A 19,518-nucleotide genomic window follows, 5' to 3' on the forward strand; every position below is an offset into this window, starting at 1 on the left:
GACAAAGCGCGGGGATTGCGCTCCGCACCTAGCGCAGAGCTGCTGCTCGATCCAGTCGCTCGGCGAAGCCGGAGGCGTCTATCTCGCCGACTACGCGGACCTCGTTCAGCTCTTTTCCGTCGCCACCGAAGAACAGGATGGCGGGCGGGCCGAACAGTTTGTAGCGGTCCAGCAGACTGCGCTGGGCGGCATTGCTCTCGGTGATATCGAAGCGGATTAGACGATAGTCGGTCAGGCGCGGAGCCACCTGCGGATTGGCGAAGACCTCGCGTTCGATGACCTTGCAGCTGATGCACCAATCGGCATACCAGTCCAGCATCAGCGGCTGGCCGGCGGCACGGGCAGCGGCCAGTTGCGCGTCCAATTCCGCAGGCGTGGAAACGGTATGCCAACCTTCGCCGGCCTGGCTGCCCGGCGCGCTGCCGCTGGCCATCGGCAGCGGCCGCAGCGGATCGGAGCCGCCTTGCAAAGCGCCGACCCAGGTGGCAAGGGCGTAGACCAGCAGGGCCAGGCCGAGCAGCTGGGCAAGCTTCTGACGAGGCGTCTTGCTGGTGAGCTCCAGGGTGCCGAGGAACAGCGCGCTGCCCGCCGCCAACAACCCCCAGAGTGCCAGGGCGATGGGGCCTGGCAGGACGCGCTCGAGCATCCAGATCGCAACGGCCAGCAGCAGCACGCCGAAGAGGTTGCGCACGCCGACCATCCAGGGCCCACTCTTGGGCAACAGGGCTCCACCACCGGTGGCGAACAACACCAGAGGCGCGCCCATGCCCAGGCCCAGGGCGAACAGCTTCAGCCCGCCGCCCACGGCGTCGCCGCTAGCGCTGATATAGAGCAGTGCACCGGCCAGCGGTGCGGAGACGCACGGCGATACCAGCAGGCTGGACACCGCGCCCAGCATCGCGGCGCCAGTGAACGAACCGCCGCGGGCGCTGCCGGCCAGACGGTCGAGGCGGCCGCTCAAGGCCTGCGGCAGGCGCAGCTCGAACAGGCCGAACATGGCCAGCGCGAAGACCACGAAGAACAGTGCGAAGGGCACGAGAATCCACGCCGACTGCAGGCGTGCCTGCAGATTCAGCTCGGCACCGAACACGCCCATCAGTGCGCCGAGTACGGCGAAACCGCCGGCCATCGGCAGTACATAGGTCACCGACAGCAGGAAGCTGCGCATGCCGCCGGGCTGGCCGCGCAAGACCACCCCGGTGAGGATCGGCAGCATCGGCAGCACGCATGGGGTGAAGGTCAGGCCTAGCCCGGCGAGGAAGAACAGCGCGATCGAGCGCCAGGACACATCGCGCTGGTTGGCCTCGCTGCCCGCGGCCGCGGCCGCGGAGCCTGGTGCCGCGCCATCGCCGATCGTGATCGATTCGGTTTCCGGTGGGTAGCAAAGCCCCTTGTCGGCGCAGCCCTGATAGGTGACCTGCAGGGTAAAGGGGCGGTTTTCGGTGTTGGTTACCGGTAGCTCGATATCGAGAACGCCGTAATAGGCTTCGATCTCGCCGAAATAGTCATCCACCTTGGCGACGCCATCGGGCATGCGTGGTTCGCCGAGGGTGACGTCCGCGTCGCTGCTCTGGAAGGCGAAGCGGTGGCGGTAGAGGTAGTAGCCTTCGGCGGCGACGAAGCGCAGGGTGATCCGCTCGGGGGACGCCTCGACCAGGCTCAGCTTGAACGCCTCGCGTACCGGCAGAAAGTCGCTGCTGTTGTTCAGCCCGCCGAAGCTCGCGCTGGGCTTGTTGTCGAACAGGCCGGCGTTGGCGGGTAACACGAAGAGCAGAAGCAGCAGACTCAACAGGCGAAGCATGGCGATCTCACGGTAAAGCTGTGGCGGCATGATACCCAAGCCCGGAGCTCGGCGCCCGTGCTCAACTGTCGCTCTGCCTGACAGTTTGCAACCAGATGCTGTCGTCCCGCTCGATCGCATCCAGTGGCCGTAGCGATTGCCCGGCGCAGGGGCCCGCCACGCATTCGCCCGATTCGATGAGGAACAGTGCGCCATGGGTGGCGCATTGGAGCAGGCTGCCGCTGTCGTCGAGGAACCGGTCGGGCAGCCATTCCAGCGGCACGCCCCGGTGCGGGCAGCGGTTCTCGTACAGGTAGGCCCGGCCATCCCGGCGAACCGCGATGATCTGCAGTTCGCCTGCGGTGAAACCGCGGCTCTGCCCTTCCGGCAGTTCGGATGTTGCGCACAATCGAATCATCTTGACCTCTCGCAGGAACGGCGATTATCCCGCAAGCACCGCTCGTGCGCAGCCCGATGCTAACCGCGGGGTGGCGGCGCCGCCGACACGCTCTTATCCTTCGCCCCTCATCCGCCTGGCGAAGCATCCCTGATGGGCACTCGGGTTCCCGTACGTATTCTGTTTGTCGTACTCAGCGTGCTGTTGCTGGCAGCCGTCTGGCTGTCGTTGGCGCTGGGTCCGTTGAGCCTGGCGCTGGACGACACCGCGCTGGCGGCGCTGCGTCTGCTGGGACTGCCGATCGGACATGATGGTCTGCAGCAGGCAGAGCTGATCCTGGGCCAGATCCGGCTGCCGCGTACGCTGCTCGGCTGCGCCGCAGGTGCCGTGCTGGCCCTGTGCGGCGTGGCGATGCAGGGACTCTTTCGCAACCCCTTGGCCGATCCCGGGCTCGTCGGGGTGTCCAGCGGCGCCGCGCTCGGTGCGGCTGCCGCGATCGTCGGCAGCACCTTCGTGCCCGCGCTGCCGCAGGTCTGGCAGCCCTATGTGCTGTCCATGTTCGCCTTCCTCGGCGGCCTCGCGGTGACCTTGCTGGTGTATCGGCTGGGGCGGCGCGACGGGCAGACCCGCGTCGCCACCATGCTGCTGGCGGGTATCGCCCTGACCGCGCTGGCCGGTGCCATTGTCGGCCTGTTCACCTATCTTGCCGACGACACCACGTTGCGCTCACTGACCTTCTGGAATCTCGGCAGCCTGAACGGCGCCAGCTACGCGGGGCTATGGCCGCTGTTGCTGATCACGCTTGCCGTCGGCGGTTGGCTGCCACGCCGCGCAACTGCGTTGAATGCACTCTTGCTAGGCGAATCTGAGGCGCGCCATTTGGGTTTCGACGTCGAGCGCATCAAGCGCGAGCTGGTGGTCTGTACCGCGCTGGGTGTCGGCGCGGCCGTTGCTGCCGCGGGCCTGATCGGCTTCGTCGGCCTGGTCGTCCCGCATCTGATGCGTCTGCTGGTGGGGCCGGATCATCGGCTGCTCTTGCCGGCCTCGGCGCTCGCCGGCGCCACTTTGCTGTTGCTGGCGGATGTCGCCGCGCGGCTGGTGATCGCACCTGCCGAGTTGCCGATCGGCATCGTCACGGCGCTGCTCGGCGCGCCGTTCTTTCTGTTCCTGCTGCTCCGGGAGCGTGTTTGATGCTGGTTGGCAGCGATCTGACGGTAAGGCGTGGTGGCATCACGGCGCTGGATGGGGTTTCTCTGCGCTTGCAGGCGGGACAGGTGTCGGGTGTGCTCGGCCCGAACGGAGCGGGCAAGAGCACCTTGCTGGAGGCTCTGTCCGGCGAGCTGAAAACCGCCAGAGGGCAGGTCATGCTGCATGGACGAGCGCTTGAAGGCTGGTCGGATCGCGAGCGGGCGCGTTGCCTGGCGGTATTGCCGCAGAGTTCGACGCTGAGCTTTGCCTTCCAGGTCGAGGATGTGGTCGCGATGGGGCGCCTGCCGCATTGCAGCGGCCGTCAGGCTGATGCTCGCATCGTGGCCGCTGCACTCCAGGCCGCGGATGCGCAGCATCTGGCCGGGCGCAGCTATCTGCGGCTGTCCGGTGGCGAGCGCCAGCGGGTGCATCTGGCCCGAGTGCTGGCGCAGCTCTGGCCGGGGGACGAGGGCAGCGTGCTGCTGCTCGACGAGCCCACCTCGATGCTCGACCCGGCACATCAGCACAGCATCCTCCAGGCGGTTCGGGGTTTCGCCGAGCAGGGCGGCGCCGCGCTGGTGATCCTGCATGACCTGAATCTGGCTGCCCGTTACTGTGATCGCCTGTTGCTGCTCAAGAACGGTCGCGCTCAGATCGCCGGCGCGCCGGACGAGGTGCTGCGCGAGGCGCCGCTGCGAGACGTGTTCGGCCTGGATGTGCTGGTCCAGCGGCATCCGGAACGAGGTCACCCCCTGGTCATCGCCCGTTGAGGAGGTCTGTGGTGCGCATCATCGTTTTAGTGACAGTGGTCTTGCTGAGCGCTTGTAGCGTACTGCCACCGCTGCCCGAATGGCAGGGTCCGGAAGGGCGGGACCACGCCGATCTCGGCCTTATCGTCGATCTGCGCAATGACGCTGTGCTGACCCCGGCTCAGCTCGTCGCCAGGTTGCAGGACAGCGAGGCCCTGCTGGTCGGCGAGCGCCACGACAATCCCGATCACCATGCGCTGCAGCTCTGGCTGCTGCAGGCGCTGGAGCAGCAACGCCCGCAGGGCAGCCTGCTGCTGGAAATGCTCGAGCCCGGCCAGCAGGCGCGTGTCGACAGTGTGCGTCGAGACCTTCGCGCGGGCCATGCACCGGGCGATCTTGCCCAGGCGCTGGACTGGCAGAAGGGCTGGGACTGGAACCTCTACGGGCCTTTGGTCAGCCATGCGCTGATGCAGTCCTATCCGCTGTTGCAGGCAAATCTCGGACGCGACGAGATCATGTCCATCTACCGGGCCGCTCCCCGGTTGCAGGGGCGCGCTTCGGCAACGACCACGGTGAGGGATGCTCTGCTCGCGCAGATCGAAACCTCGCATTGCGGCATGCTGCCGGCAAGCCAGCTGCCGGCGATGCTGGCGGTGCAACAGCAGCGTGATCGACGCATGGCCGAACGTCTGCTCGCGGCGCCAAAGCCCGCGATGCTGCTGGCGGGGGCGTTCCATGTGCGGCGTGACCTGGGAGTGCCGCTGCATATCGAGGATCTGGCAGACATGCCTGTCACGGTGCTGATGCTTGCCGAGGTCGGCGAGAGGGTATCCGCCGAGCAGGCAGACTTCGTCTGGTATACACCGGCACAACCAGAGCAGGATCATTGCGAGCAACTGCGGCAGCGCGGCAAATAGCGCTGCCTTATCTGCCGCGAGCAGAAGACAGGCAAAAAAAGACCCGGCAGAGCCGGGTCAAAACCGTGATTAGCCTGATGAGGAGATAACCTGAAGGATCGACTGCCTGAGCCTTCAGCTATCGGCTGACCTCGCGATCAGTTGCGATAATAATAACAATTCTCATTTCTGCGTCAACAGGCATTCGTAAAAATATATGTGCGGCCGCGACGAGCGGATCGCTAGACGGCGACGTTGACCCGCAGGTGAGTGACTTCCTTGTTCAGCAGGTCGATGCGTCGGGCCATGCTCTCGATCAGGCTGTGGGCGATGCGCGGGTTGCTTTGCGTCAGGCCGAGGAACTGTTCCTTGGGAATGACCATGACAGTGCATGGCTCGCTGGCGACCACGGTTGCGCTGCGCCGCTCGCGGGTGAACACCGCCATGGCCCCGAAGATCTCGTCCTTCTGTACGTCGCCAACCTTCTGTCCGTCGACGATGGCTTCGGCGTGGCCTTCGATGATGATGAATACATTGTCCGCTTCGTCGCCCTGGCGAATGAGCTCCTCACCTACGGCGAAATGCTTGAAGCCGGTAGCGGGGCGGATCTCCGGCTGCTTGAGGCGCGCCAGGGCGTCGCCCAGCAACGCGGTGTGACCGATCAGGTACTGAGTGAACAACTCCTGGCGGTGCTCGTCGGCATGGATGTGCTGGAATACGGCGTTGCGCGAGTAGGGCACCAGGCTGATGGGCTCGTCGCTGCAATAGCGGCACTCGGGCAGATCGCTCGACTGGCGCAGACCGACCAGGTCGCCTTCCTGAAGGTAGAACAGTGGCTTGCCATCGATCAGCGCATGCAGCAGCCCGGTCTCGATAATGAACAGCTGCTGTGCAGGCAGCTCCGCGCACAGGTCGTCGGTGTGTTTGAGTTCAAGGTTGGGGCCCGATGGCTGCAGACCTTCCAGCAGCTGGGTGGGAATGGTTTGGAGGCGAGTGATCAGGCGATCGGCGTACGCCGGTTGCTCCCCGAGTAAATACATGTCGGTAATCCTTGAACGAAACGGGCAGACGATTGGCAGGGTCACGTCGGCGCACAATAGGCCTGGTCGGGCGAGCGAGTAAATCACGCCGCGCAGAGGTTGTGAGCTAGCTCTAGTTGTCGAGTTCGCTGCCCAGGTTCCGATTCAGTTCTTCCTTCAGCGGGGCCGGCAGTTGCTGCCAGGGCACGTCTCGCAGGGCGCCTTCGATGGCATACAGCAGCACCTTCGACGCGCCAAACCCACGTGCCTTCACCGCGCGATAGGAGCTCACCGCACCCAGTCGGCGCAGATCCGCAGCAGTGTGGATGCCCGATGCGTGCAGCCACTGCACCGAGGTCTTGCCGAGATTGCGGAGCGAAAGCAGTTCGTCGTGCATGGCGGCATCCTTGCGGTGCTAGCGGTTGGGGAAGCCTGCAAGCAGGTGCAGCGGCCAGCGGATGGGTCGCTGCTGCTGGGGTGGCCCCCAGGCGGTCGCCAGTTCCGGCTCCAGCAGCGCGATGGGGTCGCGGCCATGTTGGCGTTGCCACTGTTTGACCGCTGACCAGGTGCGCAGGTAGCCAAGCAGCTCGGCAAGGTTCCAGTGCGCTTCGATGGCGAAGTCCGGCGTATCGGTGCGGGCGAACGGGAGTGGGATGTCGCTGTAGCCGGCATCGACGCTGGCCCGACCGGCGGGCCAGTAACCATCGAGTGTCGTCCCGTATAGCCGTCGAATGAGCGGGTCCAGCGTCGGCGATACCTCCAGCAGGCTGTAGCACCAGGCGCAGAACAGCCCACCGGGTTTCAGTGCTTGTCGCACCTGATCGAAAAACGCCGGCGTGGCAAACCAGTGCAGTGCCTGGGCGACGATCAGCAGGTCGAGCTGGCCGCTGCGAAGGGGCAGGCGCTCCGCCTGGGCGACGAAACGCTGTACGTCCGCCCAACCGTCGCCCGCGGCAAGTTGCTCGACGCTGGCATCGCAGGCCAGCACCTGGCGGAAGTGGCTCCTCAGCGGAAGGCTGGCCTGACCGTTCCCGGCGGCCAGGTCCAGCGCGTTGTCGGTCGCCTCGCATTGACTGGCGAGCCAGGCGAAAAGCGCCTCCGGGTAGGTCGGGCGATAACGGGCGTAGTCATCGGAGCGGCTGGAAAACAGCTGAACGCTGTCTCCGGCTCGGGAGAGGCGGGGTTCGCTGGCAGGCATAGGCATTCCCACGGTTGTTATACCGGGAGTATAGAGGCACCGCCGCGGCCTGCCCGCGACGGTGCCTAACGGTCAAAGCCCCGGCAGGCGCTGGCGGATGTTGGCGACCAGCTCGTCGAGGCTGCCGGCATCCTGCGTCTGGACCCGGCAGCTGTGCAGGCGCTCGCTGTCGCTCAGCGGCTCGCGGCTGGCCTGCTGCGCGCGGACCACCTCCATTGTCGCGTCGGACGGATCGGTGCCTTCGGCCTGACGCTGAGCGAGCCACTGGGCGATCACCGCTTCCGGAGCCTCGCAATCGAGGATGAGGAACGGTACGCCGGTCGCTTCGGCCGCCTGCCATGCCGTCTGGCGTTGCGACTGCTTCAGGTAGGCTGCGTCGATGACCACGGCGAACCCGGCCTGCAGTGCGGCAGTCGCCAGCTGATGCAGGTGGCGATAGGTCGCTTCGCTGGCTTGCTGGCTGTAGATGCCGCTATCGAGCTGGCCCGCCTGCGCCTCGGCCTGCTCGCCGTGCAGACGCTTGCGCTCGACATCCGAGCGCAGACGCACCGCGCCCAGCGCTTCGACCAGGCGTAGCGCGACGTGACTCTTGCCGACGGCCGATACACCGTGAGTGATGGCGAGGAAGCGGGACGGAATCGCGCTGTAGCTTTCGGCGAGATTGGCGTAACTGCGGTATTGGCGCAGGATAACCTTGCGCTGCACGGCGTCCTGCTCCTGATACAGGCGGAACAGGCTGACCTTGCCGCGAACCAACGCACGATAGGCCTTATAGAGGTTGAGCAACGCCAGCGCGGCATAGTCGCCGGTGTGCTCCAGCCAGCCATTGATGAAGCGCCGGGCCTGGCATTTCAGTCCGCGATCCTCAAGGTCCATGGCCAGGAAGGCGGCATCCGAGGCGACATCGATCAGGCGGAACGGCTCGTTGAATTCGATGCAGTCGAACAGCACGACCTTGCCATCGATCAGCGTGGCATTGCCCAGGTGAAGGTCGCCATGGCATTCGCGAACGAAGCCTTGCTGGCAGCGCTGTTCGAGCAGTGGGCGCAGGCGCGTGATGCTGGTTTCGGTCCAGTCTTCGAGAGCGTCCAGCTGGCGCAGGTCTTCCGGCTCGCTGAGCAGCGGGCGTATCTGTTCGAAGTTCTGCCGCATCGGTGCGACGATCGCATCGGCGCTGTTCAGCGCGTGGTCCGGCTGTACCTGCGGGGTGCTGAGGTGGAAGCTTGCGATCTGCTCGGCCAGAGCGTCGATATGCGCATCGGTCAGCTCGCCGCGGGCCTGGACCTCGGCCAGCAGCTGGGACTGCGGGAACTCGCGCATCTTCAGCACGTACTCGAAGGGATTGCCGTCGCCGCCGATCACCGGAGCATCAGGCGAGCCGGTGACAGGCAACACTTCCAGGTAGAGGTCAGGTGCCATGCGCTGGTTGAGGCGCAGCTCTTCTTCGCAGAAATGCTTGCGCGAGGCCAGATCGGTGAAGTTGAGGAAGCCGAAGTCCACCGGCTTCTTGATCTTGTAGGCGTACTGGCCGGTGAGGATCACCCAGGAAATATGGGTTTCGATGACCCGAAAGCTTTCGGTGGGGTGCGGATACAGGGCAGGATTCTGCAGGGCGGCGATCAGTGCTTGGCTCACGGTCATTCCTTGTCGAAGTTCTTGAACGGGGCGTGCGAGTCCACTGCGAAGCAGTCCACACAGTCGTAAAGTCGCCGGCATTATGGCCGCTGAGCGTTGCGCTGCAAACCGCTGAGAGGCCGTCAATCCGCTGCGGCAAAGTGCGTATAATGCGCCGCCATGACTAAACCTCGCTCCCCCCGAAATCGCTCCAAGCGCCGCTCCAGTGGTGCTCGCCCCTGGTTGGGCTGGGCGGTCAAGCTCTCCATTGTCGGCCTGGTGATCCTGGCCGGTTTCGCCATCTATCTCGATGCTGTCGTGCAGGAGAAATTCTCCGGCAAGCGCTGGACGATTCCGGCAAAGGTCTATGCGCGGCCGCTGGAACTGTTCGTCGGTCAGAAGCTGGACAAGAACGATTTCCTTGCCGAGCTGGACGCTCTTGGCTATCGGCGCGAGCGCTCGGTCAGCGGCCCGGGCGGCGCTTCGGTTGCCGGCAATGACATCGAACTGCATACCCGCGGCTTCCAGTTCTACGAAGGCGCCGAGCAGTCGCAACGGTTGCGGGTCCGCTTCTCCGGCGATTTCGTTGCTGGCCTCAGCAGCGCCAACGGGAGCGCTCTGCCTGTGGCGCGTCTGGAGCCCGTGCTGATTGGTGGGTTGTATCCCGCGCACAACGAGGATCGCATCCTGATCAAGCTGGATCAGGTGCCGCCGTATCTGGTGGAAACGCTGGTTGCGGTCGAGGATCGGGAATTCTTCAATCACTTCGGTGTGTCGCCCAAATCCATTGCCCGCGCGGTCTGGGTCAACCTGACTGCCGGCCAGGTTCGCCAGGGTGGCAGTACCCTGACCCAGCAGTTGGTCAAGAACTTCTACCTGACCAACGAGCGCAGCATGACCCGCAAGATCACCGAAGCGATGATGGCGGTGCTGCTTGAGCTGCATTACGACAAACAGGAAATTCTCGAGGCTTATCTGAACGAGGTGTTTCTCGGTCAGGATGGTCGTCGCGCGGTGCACGGGTTCGGCCTGGCCAGTCAGTACTTCTTCGGTCAGCCGCTGGCCGAGCTGAAGCTGCCGCAGGTGGCGTTGCTGGTCGGCATGGTCAAGGGGCCAACCTATTACAACCCGCGGCGCAATCCCGAGCGTGCCCTGGAAAGGCGCAATCTGGTGCTCGATCTTTTGGCCGAGCAGCAGGTCATCAGCGCCGATGAGGCGGCCAAGGCCAAGCAGGCGCCACTGGGGGTAACCCAGCGCGGCAGCATGGCGGACAGTTCCTATCCGGCCTTCCTCGACCTGGTCAAGCGCCAGCTGCGAGAGGACTATCGGGACGAGGACCTTACCGAAGAAGGGCTGCGCGTATTCACCAGCTTCGATCCGGTGCTTCAGCTGAAGGCCGAGCAGGCCATGAGCGAAACCCTCAAGCGACTCGGCAAGGCCACCGAGGGCGTCGAGGGCGCGATGATCGTCACCAATCCGGAAACCGGTGAGATCCAGGCCATGCTGGGCAGCCGCCAACCAGGCTTTGCCGGCTTCAACCGGGCACTGGATGCCTCACGACCGATCGGTTCGCTGATCAAGCCGGCCATCTACCTGGCCGCACTGGAGAAGCCCAGCCAGTACACGCTGACCAGTCTGCTCGAGGATGAGCCCTTCTCCGTGAAAGGTGCCGATGGGCAGGTCTGGAAGCCGCAGAATTATGGGCGTCAGGCCTATGGAACGGTGTACCTGTATCAGGCGCTCGCCAATTCCTACAACCTGTCGACCGCGCGGCTCGGGCTCGATCTGGGCGTGCCGAACGTGCTGAAGACGCTCGAGCGCCTGGGTGCATCACCCAAATGGCCGGCTTACCCGTCGATGCTGCTGGGGGCCGGCGGCTTGCGTCCGATCGAAGTGGCCGACATGTATCAGACGCTTGCCAACGGTGGCTTCAACACCCCGCTGCGGGGCATTCGCAGCGTGTTGACGGCCGACGGCGAGCCGCTCAAGCGTTATCCGTTCCAGATTCAGCAGCGCTTCGATCCGGGTGCGATCTACCTCACCCAGTACGCCATGCAGCGCGCCATGCGCGAGGGCACTGGGCGCTCGGCGTACAACCGACTGCCGCAGTCGCTCAATCTGGCCGGCAAGACCGGCACCACCAACGATTCGCGTGACAGCTGGTTCGCCGGCTTCAGCCAGGATCTTCTGGCAGTGGTCTGGCTGGGGCGCGACGACAACGGCAAGACGTCTCTGACCGGTGCCACCGGGGCGCTGCAGGTATGGACCGACTTCATGCGACGGGCCGACCCGCTGCCGTTGCAGATGCCGGTTCCGGACAATGTCACCTACGCCTGGGTCGATGCCCGTAGCGGACTGGGTACCGACGAACGCTGCCCGGATGCTGTGCAGATGCCCTATATTCGCGGCAGCGAACCGGCGCCGGGGCCGGGCTGCGGCATACAGGCCCCTGCAGAGTCGGTCATGGATTGGGTGCGTGGCTGGTTGCAGTGATGGTGCAGCCGACGTGCATTCCGTGCTTTTTTGTGAAGAGGTCAGAAAGTGAATAAGCAGTGGATAGCTGTTGTAGCAGCAGTGGTTCTGATCCAGGGTTGCGCGACGGTGGACCGTCGTTCGATACCCGTCGTCGACGCCGGCGCGCCTGTTTCCGAGGAAATGGCCGCGCGGCAGGCCTATCGCGCACCCGCTGCCACGGCCCCGGCCCAGGTGCCACGGCAGCAGCAGGAAGATTCCGGTGTCGTGGTGATGGTGCCGCAAGGATCATCGGCGCCCCTTGAAACCTTCGCAGCGCCGGACGTGCCTTTTTCTTCTTCCAGTGGCGCCGCCAGCGGTTCGCAGCCAGCCTGGCAGCCCGCACCATCGATCTCCGCACCGCCCAGCACGCCACAGCCAAGCATGCCCAGCGGCATTCCTTCCTCAGGTAGCGGTCTGGCGGCTGACGAGCAGCTTGATGGCCCGGTCCTGGCGTTGCTCACCACCGCGCAGCAGCAGCAGGGCGGCGGCGACCTGAACGGTGCCGCCTCGAGCCTCGAGCGCGCTCAGCGCATTGCGCCACGTGAGCCTCAGGTGCTTTACCGTCTCGCCCAGGTCCGTCTGGCTCAGGGCGACGCGACCCAGGCCGAACAGTTGTCACGTCGAGCGTTGAGTTACGCCAGTGGTCGGCCAGCCTTGCAGGCCAGTCTCTGGGAGCTGATCGCCCAGGCGCGTGAGCGGCAGGGCGACAGTGCGGGTGCGGCCCAGGCCCGTGAGCGGGCCAAGGTCAGTCTGTGATGGATCGCCGGCTGCCGGAGATTGCCCAGCAGCTGCTGCTGATCGAGCGCGAGCTGCGGGTGCTGGGGCTGTGGAGTGTGGATTCGCCGGCGCCAGAGGCTCTGGCCAGCGTGGAGCCGTTCTGCGTCGACACGCTGCGCTTCGAGCAGTGGTTGCAGTGGATTTTCCTGCCGCGGATGAAGGCCATCGTCGAGGCAGATCAGCCTTTGCCTGCCGCCTCCGGCATCTGCGCCATGGCCGAAGTGGTCTATCGGGAGTCCCAGGTGGTGACGCTGCTTGAGGCCCTGCGCGGCTTCGATGCGCTGATCGACAGCTCTTCACGCTAGCGCCGCGTTTGGCGGCGCCAGTCGCTCAGATGGCGCTCAGTTGCAGTTTTCCGCAATCTTGTCGCGGGTTTCCGAGATTCGCGCCTGCCGCTCTTCCTCGGTGACCCGCCGCGTTTCACCATTATCTTCGACCCGCACGCGCGGATTGTTCTGCAGCTGGGCCAGGTTGGTACGCAGGGTTTCGCAATAACGCTTGCGCTCGGCCTCCTGCGCGGCCACTTGCTGCTTGACCTTGCGGTCAATGGTGCGCTGGTCGGGTTCGGCGTCGTTTTCCTGAACCGCCGGTGCCGGTGGCGTTACCGATTTGCCTGGCGCGACGACCGTGTTCACGGTTTCCACCTGCTGCCCCTGCGGCGGCTGAGCGCCAAAATGCGTGACGCCCTGGGCGTCTACCCATTTGTACACCTGGGCCGCCATGGCGTTGCCACAAAGGGCCAGCATCAGGCCGCTCGCAAGAAACATCAATCGCATGCTGTTACCTTCATCGGGTCGGAAAACGGCCTCCACTATACCCAAAAGACAGCGCCGCGCTTCTGCGCCCCGTCACAGCTCGAGGTTGGCCAAACGCAACGGCAGGCTTGACTTGCGGGTGCCGAATCCGAACAATCCGAGGCTTGCTGTCCTGAGTCGCCTCGCCGCAAGCGATACCGGCTCAGTCTAGACAGACATGAGGTGCTACCCGCGCCGACCTGCATCACCCGCAACGCGTTACCTCGCGCTGGGTGGAGAGCCCGCGACACCAGGGACTCTTCCAATACTGGCTCAATCAGTGGCTGACGTAGTCGGCGACCACCGTCGCTCATGCCCTGTTGGCAGTAAACCTATTTCTGGCGGCTCCGGCTTGGACCGCTATCTGGCGTTTCAGAGGTGAACAACGTGGAACTCTTATCCGGCGCTGAAATGGTCGTCCGCTCCCTGCGTGACGAAGGCGTTAAGTACATCTACGGGTACCCGGGCGGTGCCGTTCTGCATATCTACGATGCGCTTTTCAAGGAAAAGGCCATCGAACATATCCTGGTTCGCCACGAACAGGCTGCCACCCACATGGCTGATGGCTATGCGCGCGCGACTGGCAAGGCCGGCGTGGTGTTGGTGACCTCCGGCCCTGGCGCGACAAATGCCATCACCGGCATCGCCACTGCCTTCATGGACTCGATCCCGATGGTGGTCATTTCCGGTCAGGTGCCGAGCACCATGGTCGGCACCGACGCCTTCCAGGAAACCGACATGATCGGCATCTCCCGGCCGATCGTTAAGCACAGCTTCATGATCAAGCATCCTTCGGAAATTCCCGAAGTGATGAAGAAGGCGTTCTACCTCGCAGAGTCCGGGCGTCCAGGGCCGGTTGTCATCGATATTCCGAAAGACATGACCAACCCGGCCGAAAAATTCGAATACGTTTATCCGAAGAAGGCCAAGCTGCGTTCGTACAGCCCGGCCGTACGTGGGCATTCGGGGCAGATTCGCAAGGCGGCGGAGTTGCTGCTGGGCGCCAAGCGTCCGATCATCTACGCCGGTGGCGGCGTGATCCTAGGCAAGGCCTCGGCACAACTGACCGAGCTGGCGAAGATGCTCAACCTGCCGGTGACCAATACGCTGATGGGCTTGGGCTGCTATCCGGGCAGCGACCGCCAGTTCGTCGGCATGCTCGGCATGCACGGCAGCTACACCGCCAACCTGGCGATGCATCACTCCGATGTGATTCTGGCGGTCGGCGCGCGTTTCGATGACCGCGTCATCAACGGCGCGACCAAGTTCTGCCCGAATGCGAAGATCATCCACATCGACATTGATCCGGCATCCATCTCCAAGACCATCAAGGCAGATATCCCGATCGTTGGCCCAGTCGACAGCGTGCTGACCGAGATGGTCGCCATCGTCAAGGAGATCGGCCAGGCGCCGAATGCCGAGACCGTGGCCAGCTGGTGGAAGCAGATCGACGAGTGGCGCGGCAATGGCCGGCTGTTCCCCTACAACGAGGGCGATGGTTCGATCATCAAGCCGCAGGCCGCAATCGAGGTGCTCTGCGAGGTGACCAAGGGCGAGGCCTATGTGGCATCGGACGTTGGTCAGCATCAGATGTTCGCCTGCCAGTACTACAAGTTCGACAAGCCCAACCGCTGGCTCAACTCGGGCGGCCTCGGCACCATGGGCTTCGGCCTGCCGGCAGCCATGGGGGTGAAGCTGAACTTCCCCGAAGCCGATGTCGCGGTGGTGACGGGTGAAGGCAGCATCCAGATGAACATCCAGGAGCTGTCCACCTGCCTGCAGTACGACTTGCCGGTGAAGATCATCAACCTCAACAACGGTGCGCTGGGCATGGTCCGCCAGTGGCAGGACATGGTGTACAACAGTCGCTACTCGCACTCGTACATGGAGTCTCTGCCGGACTTCGTCAAGCTGGCCGAAGCCTACGGGCACGTCGGCATGCGCATCACTGATCTCAAGGACCTCAAGCCGATGATGGAAGAGGCATTCGCCATGAAGAATCGCCTGGTCTTCCTCGATATCGCCGTCGACACCGCCGAGCACGTCTATCCGATGCAGATCAAGGATGGCGCGATGCGTGACATGTGGCTGAGCAAGACGGAGCGGACCTGATCATGAGACATATCATTTCCCTGCTGATGGAAAACGAACCGGGTGCGCTGTCTCGTGTGGTCGGCCTGTTTTCGCAGCGCAACTACAACATCGAAAGCCTCACCGTGGCGCCGACCGAAGACCCGACCCTGTCGCGTCTGACCTTGACCACCGTGGGCCATGAGGAAGTGATCGAACAGATCACCAAAAACCTCAACAAGCTGGTGGAAGTGGTCAAGCTCGTCGACCTGTCGGAGAGCGCCCATATCGAGCGTGAACTGATGCTGATCAAGGTCAAGGCCACCGGCGCCCAGCGCGCCGAGGTCAAGCGCACCACCGACATCTTCCGCGGACAGATCGTCGACGTGACCACCAGCGTCTATACCATTCAGCTGGCCGGAACCAGTGACAAATTGGACAGCTTCATCCAGGCCATTGGTACCGCTTCGATCCTCGAGGTGGTGCGCAGCGGTGTCACCGGAATCTCTCGCGGCGACAAAGTGCTGAGTATCTAACGGCTGGCGGACACCTCGTCTCGTCAGTCAGCAACGTTTTATCGAATGGCCCACGAGGCCGGCAACAGGGGTAATTCATGAAGGTTTCTTACGATAAAGACTGCGACCTCTCCATCATCCAGGGCAAGAAGGTCGCCATCATCGGTTACGGCTCCCAGGGCCACGCGCATGCGTGCAACCTGAAGGACTCCGGCGTCGACGTCACCGTTGGCCTGCGCCCGGGCTCGTCCTCCATCGCAAAGGCCGAAGCGCATGGCCTGAAGGTCAGCGACGTGCCGGCAGCCGTTGCTGCCGCCGACCTGGTAATGATCCTCACCCCGGACGAATTCCAGGGTCGCCTGTACAAGGAAGAGATCGAGCCGAACCTGAAGCAGGGCGCCACCCTGGCGTTCGCCCACGGTTTCTCGATCCACTACAACCAGGTCGTGCCGCGTGCCGATCTCGACGTGATCATGATCGCTCCGAAGGCTCCGGGCCACACCGTGCGCTCCGAGTTCGTCCGTGGCGGCGGTATCCCTGACCTGATCGCGATCTACCAGGACGCGTCCGGCAATGCCCGTAACGTCGCGCTGTCCTACGCCTGTGGCGTCGGCGGCGGTCGTACCGGCATCATCGAAACCACCTTCAAGGACGAAACCGAAACCGACCTGTTCGGCGAGCAGGCCGTTCTCTGCGGCGGTTGCGTCGAGCTGGTCAAAGCCGGTTTCGAAACCCTGGTCGAAGCGGGCTACGCTCCGGAAATGGCCTACTTCGAGTGCCTGCACGAGCTGAAGCTGATCGTCGACCTGATGTTCGAAGGCGGTATCGCCAACATGAACTACTCGATCTCCAACAACGCCGAGTACGGCGAGTATGTCACCGGTCCGGAAGTCATCAACGCCGAATCCCGTGCTGCCATGCGCAACGCTCTGAAGCGCATCCAGAACGGTGAGTACGCCAAGATGTTCATCACCGAAGGTGCTGCCAACTATCCGTCCATGACTGCCTACCGCCGCAACAACGCGGCCCATGGCATCGAAGTGGTCGGCGAGAAGCTGCGCGCGATGATGCCCTGGATCGCGGCGAACAAGATCGTCGACAAGAGCAAGAACTGATCGGTTTTCTGCTCAAGAAAACGCGGCTTCGGCCGCGTTTTTTCGTTCTGCACCCCAGGCTTCTGGTATAAATCGCGGGTTTGGCCAGGCTGAACCGTGGGTGTGCCGATCTGGTCGAAATCTATCCGTACCTGTTGTAGAAGGTGAATGCGCATGAGTGGACAATCCGAAGAGCCGAACAAGCCAGTCGAGCCAGAGAGCATTCTGCCGATCGACGAGCATGTGGAGGAAACCCAGGAGGCCGACGGCCGCAAGGTCCGCCACCGGGGCATCTACCTGCTGCCGAACCTGTTCACCACTGCCAACCTTTTCGCAGGGTTCTTCTCGATCATCACGGCGATCAACGGCAATTTTTATGTGGCCGCGGCGACGGTCTTTGTCGCGATGGTGCTTGATAGTCTGGACGGACGCGTTGCGCGCCTGACCAATACTCAGAGTGCCTTTGGTGCCGAGTACGACTCGCTGTCGGATATGGTGGCGTTCGGTCTGGCGCCCGCTGTGCTGGCGTATGAATGGGCGTTGTCGGGGTTGGGTAATGTCGGGCTCACGGTCGCCTTTATCTACGTTGCCTGCGCCGCGCTGCGCCTGGCGCGCTTCAATACGCAGATCGGCAAGGTGGACAAGCGCTGGTTCATCGGGCTGGCCAGTCCGGCTGCAGCAGGTGTGGTGGCCGGTTGGGTCTGGGCGGTGTGGGCGCTCGACGAGACGGGTATTCGCGGCGTCGACCTGCCGCTGGTGCTGGTCATGCTCTTTGCGCTGATGGTAGCCGCTGCCGGTCTGCTGATGGTCAGCAACATCAAGTACTACAGCTTCAAGGATCTCGATCTGAAGGGGCGCGTTCCTTTCGTTGCGATTCTGGTCGTGGTGCTGGTGTTTGCGGTGGTATTCAGCGACCCGCCTCGTATTCTCCTGCTGATTTTCCTCGCCTATGCAGTTTCGGGTCCCGTTCAGTACCTGATGCAACTGCGTCGGCGCAAGCGCGTCGAGGGTTGATTTTCCCCCTGGCTGCGCGTATTGCTCGTCTGTAGTCGATACGCGGAGCTGGCCATGCTCATCAGAATCCCCGCAGGCGGTGATTGTCATGAATCCGAGGTGACGCCGGAGGCGATCTATCGAAGCCGGCGTCGCTTCATTCAGGGGGCGGCGCTTGCTGGGGCGGCGGTGGGGGTGCCCTTGCTGGCTAGGGCGGCCGAGCAATATCCCGGCGTCCCGGCGTCTCCAGCCCCGCCTTGGTTCGTTGGCAAGCTGGGCGACGCCCGCTGGCGCGCTGTCGTCGCGCAAGGCGAAGCCATCACGCCGTATGCCGATGCCACCCAGTACAACAACTTCTATGAGTTCGGTCCCAACAAAGGCGATCCAGCCCGTTACGCCGCGGAGTTGAAAGTCGAGCCGTGGACAGTGTTGGTTGATGGCGAAGTCGAAAAGCCGGGGCGCTATTCGCTCGATGACCTTTTTGCTGAAGGCCAGCTGGAGGAACGGATATATCGGCTGCGATGCGTGGAGGCCTGGTCCATGGTGATCCCCTGGCTGGGATTTCCGCTTGCCGACCTCGTTCAGATGGTCCGCCCCCTTTCAGCTGCGAAGTTCGTCCGCTTCGAAACGGCCTACCGCCCCGACGAGATGCGTGGGACTCGCTCCAGCTTTGCGTTGATCGATTGGCCGTACGTAGAAGGATTGCGCATGGACGAGGCGATGCACCCCCTCAGCCTGCTGGCGGTTGGAATGTATGGGCGGGTACTGCCTAATCAGAATGGCGCACCACTGCGGCTGGTCGTACCTTGGAAGTATGGCTTCAAAAGCATCAAATCGATCGTGCGGATCAGCTTTGTACGCGAGCAGCCGCGTACGACGTGGCAGTCGATGGCTCCTGAAGAGTATGGGTTCTACGCCAACGTAAATCCGCAAGTTTCCCATCCACGTTGGTCGCAGGCTCGTGAGCGGCGCCTTCCAGGCAGCCTTTTCAGCCCCAACGTGCGGGATACGCTGCTGTTCAATGGCTATGCCGATCAGGTGGCGGATTTGTACGCCTCGATGGATCTCACCAAGGACTACTGATGCGCTACCCGTGGTGGCGGCTGTGCGTATTTCTATGCGCCGCGAGCGTGCCTGTGTACTGGCTGTATCTCGCCTGGACGCTTGCGCTGGGTCCCGATCCGGGAAAGGTGCTGGTGGATAACCTCGGGCAGGGCGCGTTGGTTCTCTTGCTTCTGACGCTTGCCATGACGCCCCTGCAGCGGGTCACGGGGTGGGGCGGCTGGCTCGCTGTGCGGAGACAGCTTGGACTTTGGTGCTTCAGCTATGCATTGCTGCATCTCGCTAGCTACCTTTTCTTTCTGTTGGGTGCTGAATTCTCACGTTTGCCCGAAGAGTTGAGCGAGCGCCCCTATATTCTCGTCGGGATGCTCGGGTTGCTGGGGCTGACAGTTTTGGCCGCTACCTCCTCTCGATGGAGCATGCGCCGTCTCGGTAAGCGCTGGAAAACCTTACACCAGCTGATCTACGTCATCGTCATTGTGGTGTTGCTGCATATGCTCTGGGTTGTACGTGCCGATGCTGGCAGGTGGGCGCTTTATGCTGGCGTGGCCGCGATCCTGCTTGCTCTACGATTTCCAGCCGCGGCTTCTGCTTTGGGGCGAGTCCGTACGCGAAAGAACAAAGTTCGCAACAAAACCGAAATAAACGGTTGACGGCTGTTTTCAGGTGCCTATAATGCGCACCACTTCCGGCGCAGTCCTCAAGCAAAACCTCTTGTAGATCAAAAGGTTAGCTAAATAAAAGGGTTGCACTGGTGGCGGATTCGGGTAGAATGCGCCGCGCTGACAGGGTGGTGGTTGAGTCCTGTTGGTGGCTTCGGTCGGATTGATCGAAAGCGGTTGAAAGAGGTGGTTGACA

General features: G+C 63.3%; 19 protein-coding genes and 1 pseudogene. 12 read left to right on the forward strand and 8 right to left on the reverse strand.

All coding sequences use genetic code 11. From position 1 onward, the window contains the following. Positions 1-28: 28 nt before the first annotated feature. Positions 29-1,831 carry a protein-disulfide reductase DsbD gene (locus ACVRRC_RS20710; RefSeq protein WP_185750613.1) on the reverse strand — a complete coding sequence of 601 codons (1,803 nt, stop codon included), beginning with the start codon at positions 1,829-1,831 and terminating at the stop codon, positions 29-31. A gap of 31 nt (positions 1,832-1,862) precedes the next feature. Continuing rightward, the gene (locus tag ACVRRC_RS20715) at positions 1,863-2,198 is read right to left on the reverse strand and encodes a Rieske (2Fe-2S) protein (protein WP_013983842.1); all 336 of its coding nucleotides are present in this window, start codon (positions 2,196-2,198) and stop codon (positions 1,863-1,865) included. Positions 2,199-2,330: 132 nt separating this feature from the next. Between ACVRRC_RS20715 and ACVRRC_RS20720 the strand changes: the two genes are divergently transcribed. Genes ACVRRC_RS20720 through ACVRRC_RS20730 form a run of 3 tightly spaced genes read left to right on the forward strand, consistent with a single transcriptional unit; the run spans position 2,331 to position 5,031 of the window. Beyond that, the gene (locus tag ACVRRC_RS20720) at positions 2,331-3,368 is read left to right on the forward strand and encodes a FecCD family ABC transporter permease (RefSeq protein ID WP_014597566.1); all 1,038 of its coding nucleotides are present in this window, start codon (positions 2,331-2,333) and stop codon (positions 3,366-3,368) included. Then, complete coding sequence (locus ACVRRC_RS20725) at positions 3,368-4,135, forward strand: heme ABC transporter ATP-binding protein (protein WP_170800906.1); 768 nt, start codon at positions 3,368-3,370, stop codon at positions 4,133-4,135. The genes ACVRRC_RS20720 and ACVRRC_RS20725 overlap by 1 nt, the downstream gene beginning before the upstream one ends. Positions 4,136-4,146: 11 nt before the next feature. Next, a complete protein-coding gene (locus ACVRRC_RS20730) occupies positions 4,147-5,031 on the forward strand; it encodes a ChaN family lipoprotein (RefSeq protein ID WP_472997456.1) in 885 nt (294 codons plus the stop codon). 221 nt (positions 5,032-5,252) lie between these two features. Here ACVRRC_RS20730 and ACVRRC_RS20735 read toward each other — a convergent pair whose 3' ends face one another. From ACVRRC_RS20735 to ACVRRC_RS20750, 4 genes are all read right to left on the reverse strand, one after another. Continuing rightward, a complete protein-coding gene (locus ACVRRC_RS20735; protein ID WP_013983838.1) occupies positions 5,253-6,050 on the reverse strand; it encodes a Crp/Fnr family transcriptional regulator in 798 nt (265 codons plus the stop codon). Positions 6,051-6,162: 112 nt separating this feature from the next. Further along, positions 6,163-6,426 (reverse strand): TfoX/Sxy family protein, encoded by a 264-nt coding sequence (locus ACVRRC_RS20740; RefSeq protein ID WP_011914329.1) that lies wholly within the window; start codon positions 6,424-6,426, stop codon positions 6,163-6,165. An 18-nt stretch (positions 6,427-6,444) separates the two neighbouring features. Next, positions 6,445-7,227 (reverse strand): class I SAM-dependent methyltransferase, encoded by a 783-nt coding sequence (locus ACVRRC_RS20745; protein ID WP_126526102.1) that lies wholly within the window; start codon positions 7,225-7,227, stop codon positions 6,445-6,447. A 72-nt stretch (positions 7,228-7,299) separates the two neighbouring features. Further along, positions 7,300-8,862 (reverse strand): AAA family ATPase, encoded by a 1,563-nt coding sequence (locus tag ACVRRC_RS20750; RefSeq protein ID WP_254162885.1) that lies wholly within the window; start codon positions 8,860-8,862, stop codon positions 7,300-7,302. A gap of 159 nt (positions 8,863-9,021) precedes the next feature. Here ACVRRC_RS20750 and mrcB point away from each other — a divergent pair, with 159 nt between their 5' ends. Genes mrcB through ACVRRC_RS20765 form a run of 3 tightly spaced genes read left to right on the forward strand, consistent with a single transcriptional unit; the run spans position 9,022 to position 12,437 of the window. Continuing rightward, positions 9,022-11,334 carry a penicillin-binding protein 1B gene (mrcB, locus tag ACVRRC_RS20755; protein WP_011914326.1) on the forward strand — a complete coding sequence of 771 codons (2,313 nt, stop codon included), beginning with the start codon at positions 9,022-9,024 and terminating at the stop codon, positions 11,332-11,334. Between the two features lie 48 nt (positions 11,335-11,382). Next, positions 11,383-12,111, forward strand: coding sequence for a tetratricopeptide repeat protein (locus ACVRRC_RS20760; RefSeq protein ID WP_013983834.1), 729 nt, complete (start codon positions 11,383-11,385; stop codon positions 12,109-12,111). Then, the gene (locus tag ACVRRC_RS20765; RefSeq protein ID WP_013983833.1) at positions 12,111-12,437 is read left to right on the forward strand and encodes a YqcC family protein; all 327 of its coding nucleotides are present in this window, start codon (positions 12,111-12,113) and stop codon (positions 12,435-12,437) included. The genes ACVRRC_RS20760 and ACVRRC_RS20765 overlap by 1 nt, the downstream gene beginning before the upstream one ends. 36 nt (positions 12,438-12,473) lie before the next feature. Here ACVRRC_RS20765 and ACVRRC_RS20770 read toward each other — a convergent pair whose 3' ends face one another. Beyond that, the gene (locus tag ACVRRC_RS20770; protein WP_423567453.1) at positions 12,474-12,908 is read right to left on the reverse strand and encodes a DUF4124 domain-containing protein; all 435 of its coding nucleotides are present in this window, start codon (positions 12,906-12,908) and stop codon (positions 12,474-12,476) included. 405 nt (positions 12,909-13,313) lie between these two features. Between ACVRRC_RS20770 and ACVRRC_RS20775 the strand changes: the two genes are divergently transcribed. The 6 genes from ACVRRC_RS20775 to msrQ all read left to right on the forward strand — a co-directional run bounded on the left by ACVRRC_RS20775 (position 13,314) and on the right by msrQ (position 19,313). Then, entirely contained in the window at positions 13,314-15,038 is a 1,725-nt protein-coding gene (locus tag ACVRRC_RS20775; protein WP_014597557.1) for an acetolactate synthase 3 large subunit, read from the forward strand. A gap of 2 nt (positions 15,039-15,040) precedes the next feature. After that, positions 15,041-15,532 (forward strand): acetolactate synthase small subunit, encoded by a 492-nt coding sequence (gene ilvN / locus ACVRRC_RS20780; protein ID WP_013983830.1) that lies wholly within the window; start codon positions 15,041-15,043, stop codon positions 15,530-15,532. A 77-nt stretch (positions 15,533-15,609) separates the two neighbouring features. Beyond that, positions 15,610-16,626: a ketol-acid reductoisomerase gene (gene ilvC / locus ACVRRC_RS20785; protein ID WP_013983829.1), complete on the forward strand. Its 1,017-nt coding sequence runs from the start codon at positions 15,610-15,612 to the stop codon at positions 16,624-16,626. A gap of 153 nt (positions 16,627-16,779) precedes the next feature. After that, positions 16,780-17,619: a CDP-diacylglycerol--serine O-phosphatidyltransferase gene (pssA, locus tag ACVRRC_RS20790; RefSeq protein ID WP_013983827.1), complete on the forward strand. Its 840-nt coding sequence runs from the start codon at positions 16,780-16,782 to the stop codon at positions 17,617-17,619. 54 nt (positions 17,620-17,673) lie between these two features. Beyond that, positions 17,674-18,681 carry a protein-methionine-sulfoxide reductase catalytic subunit MsrP gene (gene msrP / locus ACVRRC_RS20795; protein WP_043942249.1) on the forward strand — a complete coding sequence of 336 codons (1,008 nt, stop codon included), beginning with the start codon at positions 17,674-17,676 and terminating at the stop codon, positions 18,679-18,681. Further along, positions 18,681-19,313 carry a protein-methionine-sulfoxide reductase heme-binding subunit MsrQ gene (msrQ, locus tag ACVRRC_RS20800; RefSeq protein ID WP_017245532.1) on the forward strand — a complete coding sequence of 211 codons (633 nt, stop codon included), beginning with the start codon at positions 18,681-18,683 and terminating at the stop codon, positions 19,311-19,313. Before msrP ends, msrQ begins: the two co-directional genes overlap by 1 nt. Positions 19,314-19,322: 9 nt before the next feature. Here the strand turns inward: msrQ and ACVRRC_RS20805 are convergent. Beyond that, a pseudogene (locus ACVRRC_RS20805) lies at positions 19,323-19,518 on the reverse strand (hypothetical protein); the annotation flags it as partial.

The organism is Stutzerimonas sp. LR2 (assembly GCF_055755175.1).

Bases quoted from the DNA above. Each gene is read 5' to 3' on its own strand.
- ACVRRC_RS20710 (WP_185750613.1), bottom strand. From the start codon at position 1,831: ATGCCGCCACAGCTTTACCGTGAGATCGCCATGCTTCGCCTGTTGAGT.
- ACVRRC_RS20715 (WP_013983842.1), bottom strand. From the start codon at position 2,198: ATGATTCGATTGTGCGCAACATCCGAACTGCCGGAAGGGCAGAGCCGC.
- ACVRRC_RS20720 (WP_014597566.1), top strand. From the start codon at position 2,331: ATGGGCACTCGGGTTCCCGTACGTATTCTGTTTGTCGTACTCAGCGTG.
- ACVRRC_RS20725 (WP_170800906.1), top strand. From the start codon at position 3,368: ATGCTGGTTGGCAGCGATCTGACGGTAAGGCGTGGTGGCATCACGGCG.
- ACVRRC_RS20735 (WP_013983838.1), bottom strand. From the start codon at position 6,050: ATGTATTTACTCGGGGAGCAACCGGCGTACGCCGATCGCCTGATCACT.
- ACVRRC_RS20740 (WP_011914329.1), bottom strand. From the start codon at position 6,426: ATGCACGACGAACTGCTTTCGCTCCGCAATCTCGGCAAGACCTCGGTG.
- ACVRRC_RS20745 (WP_126526102.1), bottom strand. From the start codon at position 7,227: ATGCCTGCCAGCGAACCCCGCCTCTCCCGAGCCGGAGACAGCGTTCAG.
- mrcB (WP_011914326.1), top strand. From the start codon at position 9,022: ATGACTAAACCTCGCTCCCCCCGAAATCGCTCCAAGCGCCGCTCCAGT.
- ACVRRC_RS20765 (WP_013983833.1), top strand. From the start codon at position 12,111: ATGGATCGCCGGCTGCCGGAGATTGCCCAGCAGCTGCTGCTGATCGAG.
- ACVRRC_RS20770 (WP_423567453.1), bottom strand. From the start codon at position 12,908: ATGCGATTGATGTTTCTTGCGAGCGGCCTGATGCTGGCCCTTTGTGGC.
- ilvN (WP_013983830.1), top strand. From the start codon at position 15,041: ATGAGACATATCATTTCCCTGCTGATGGAAAACGAACCGGGTGCGCTG.
- ilvC (WP_013983829.1), top strand. From the start codon at position 15,610: ATGAAGGTTTCTTACGATAAAGACTGCGACCTCTCCATCATCCAGGGC.
- pssA (WP_013983827.1), top strand. From the start codon at position 16,780: ATGAGTGGACAATCCGAAGAGCCGAACAAGCCAGTCGAGCCAGAGAGC.
- msrP (WP_043942249.1), top strand. From the start codon at position 17,674: ATGCTCATCAGAATCCCCGCAGGCGGTGATTGTCATGAATCCGAGGTG.
- msrQ (WP_017245532.1), top strand. From the start codon at position 18,681: ATGCGCTACCCGTGGTGGCGGCTGTGCGTATTTCTATGCGCCGCGAGC.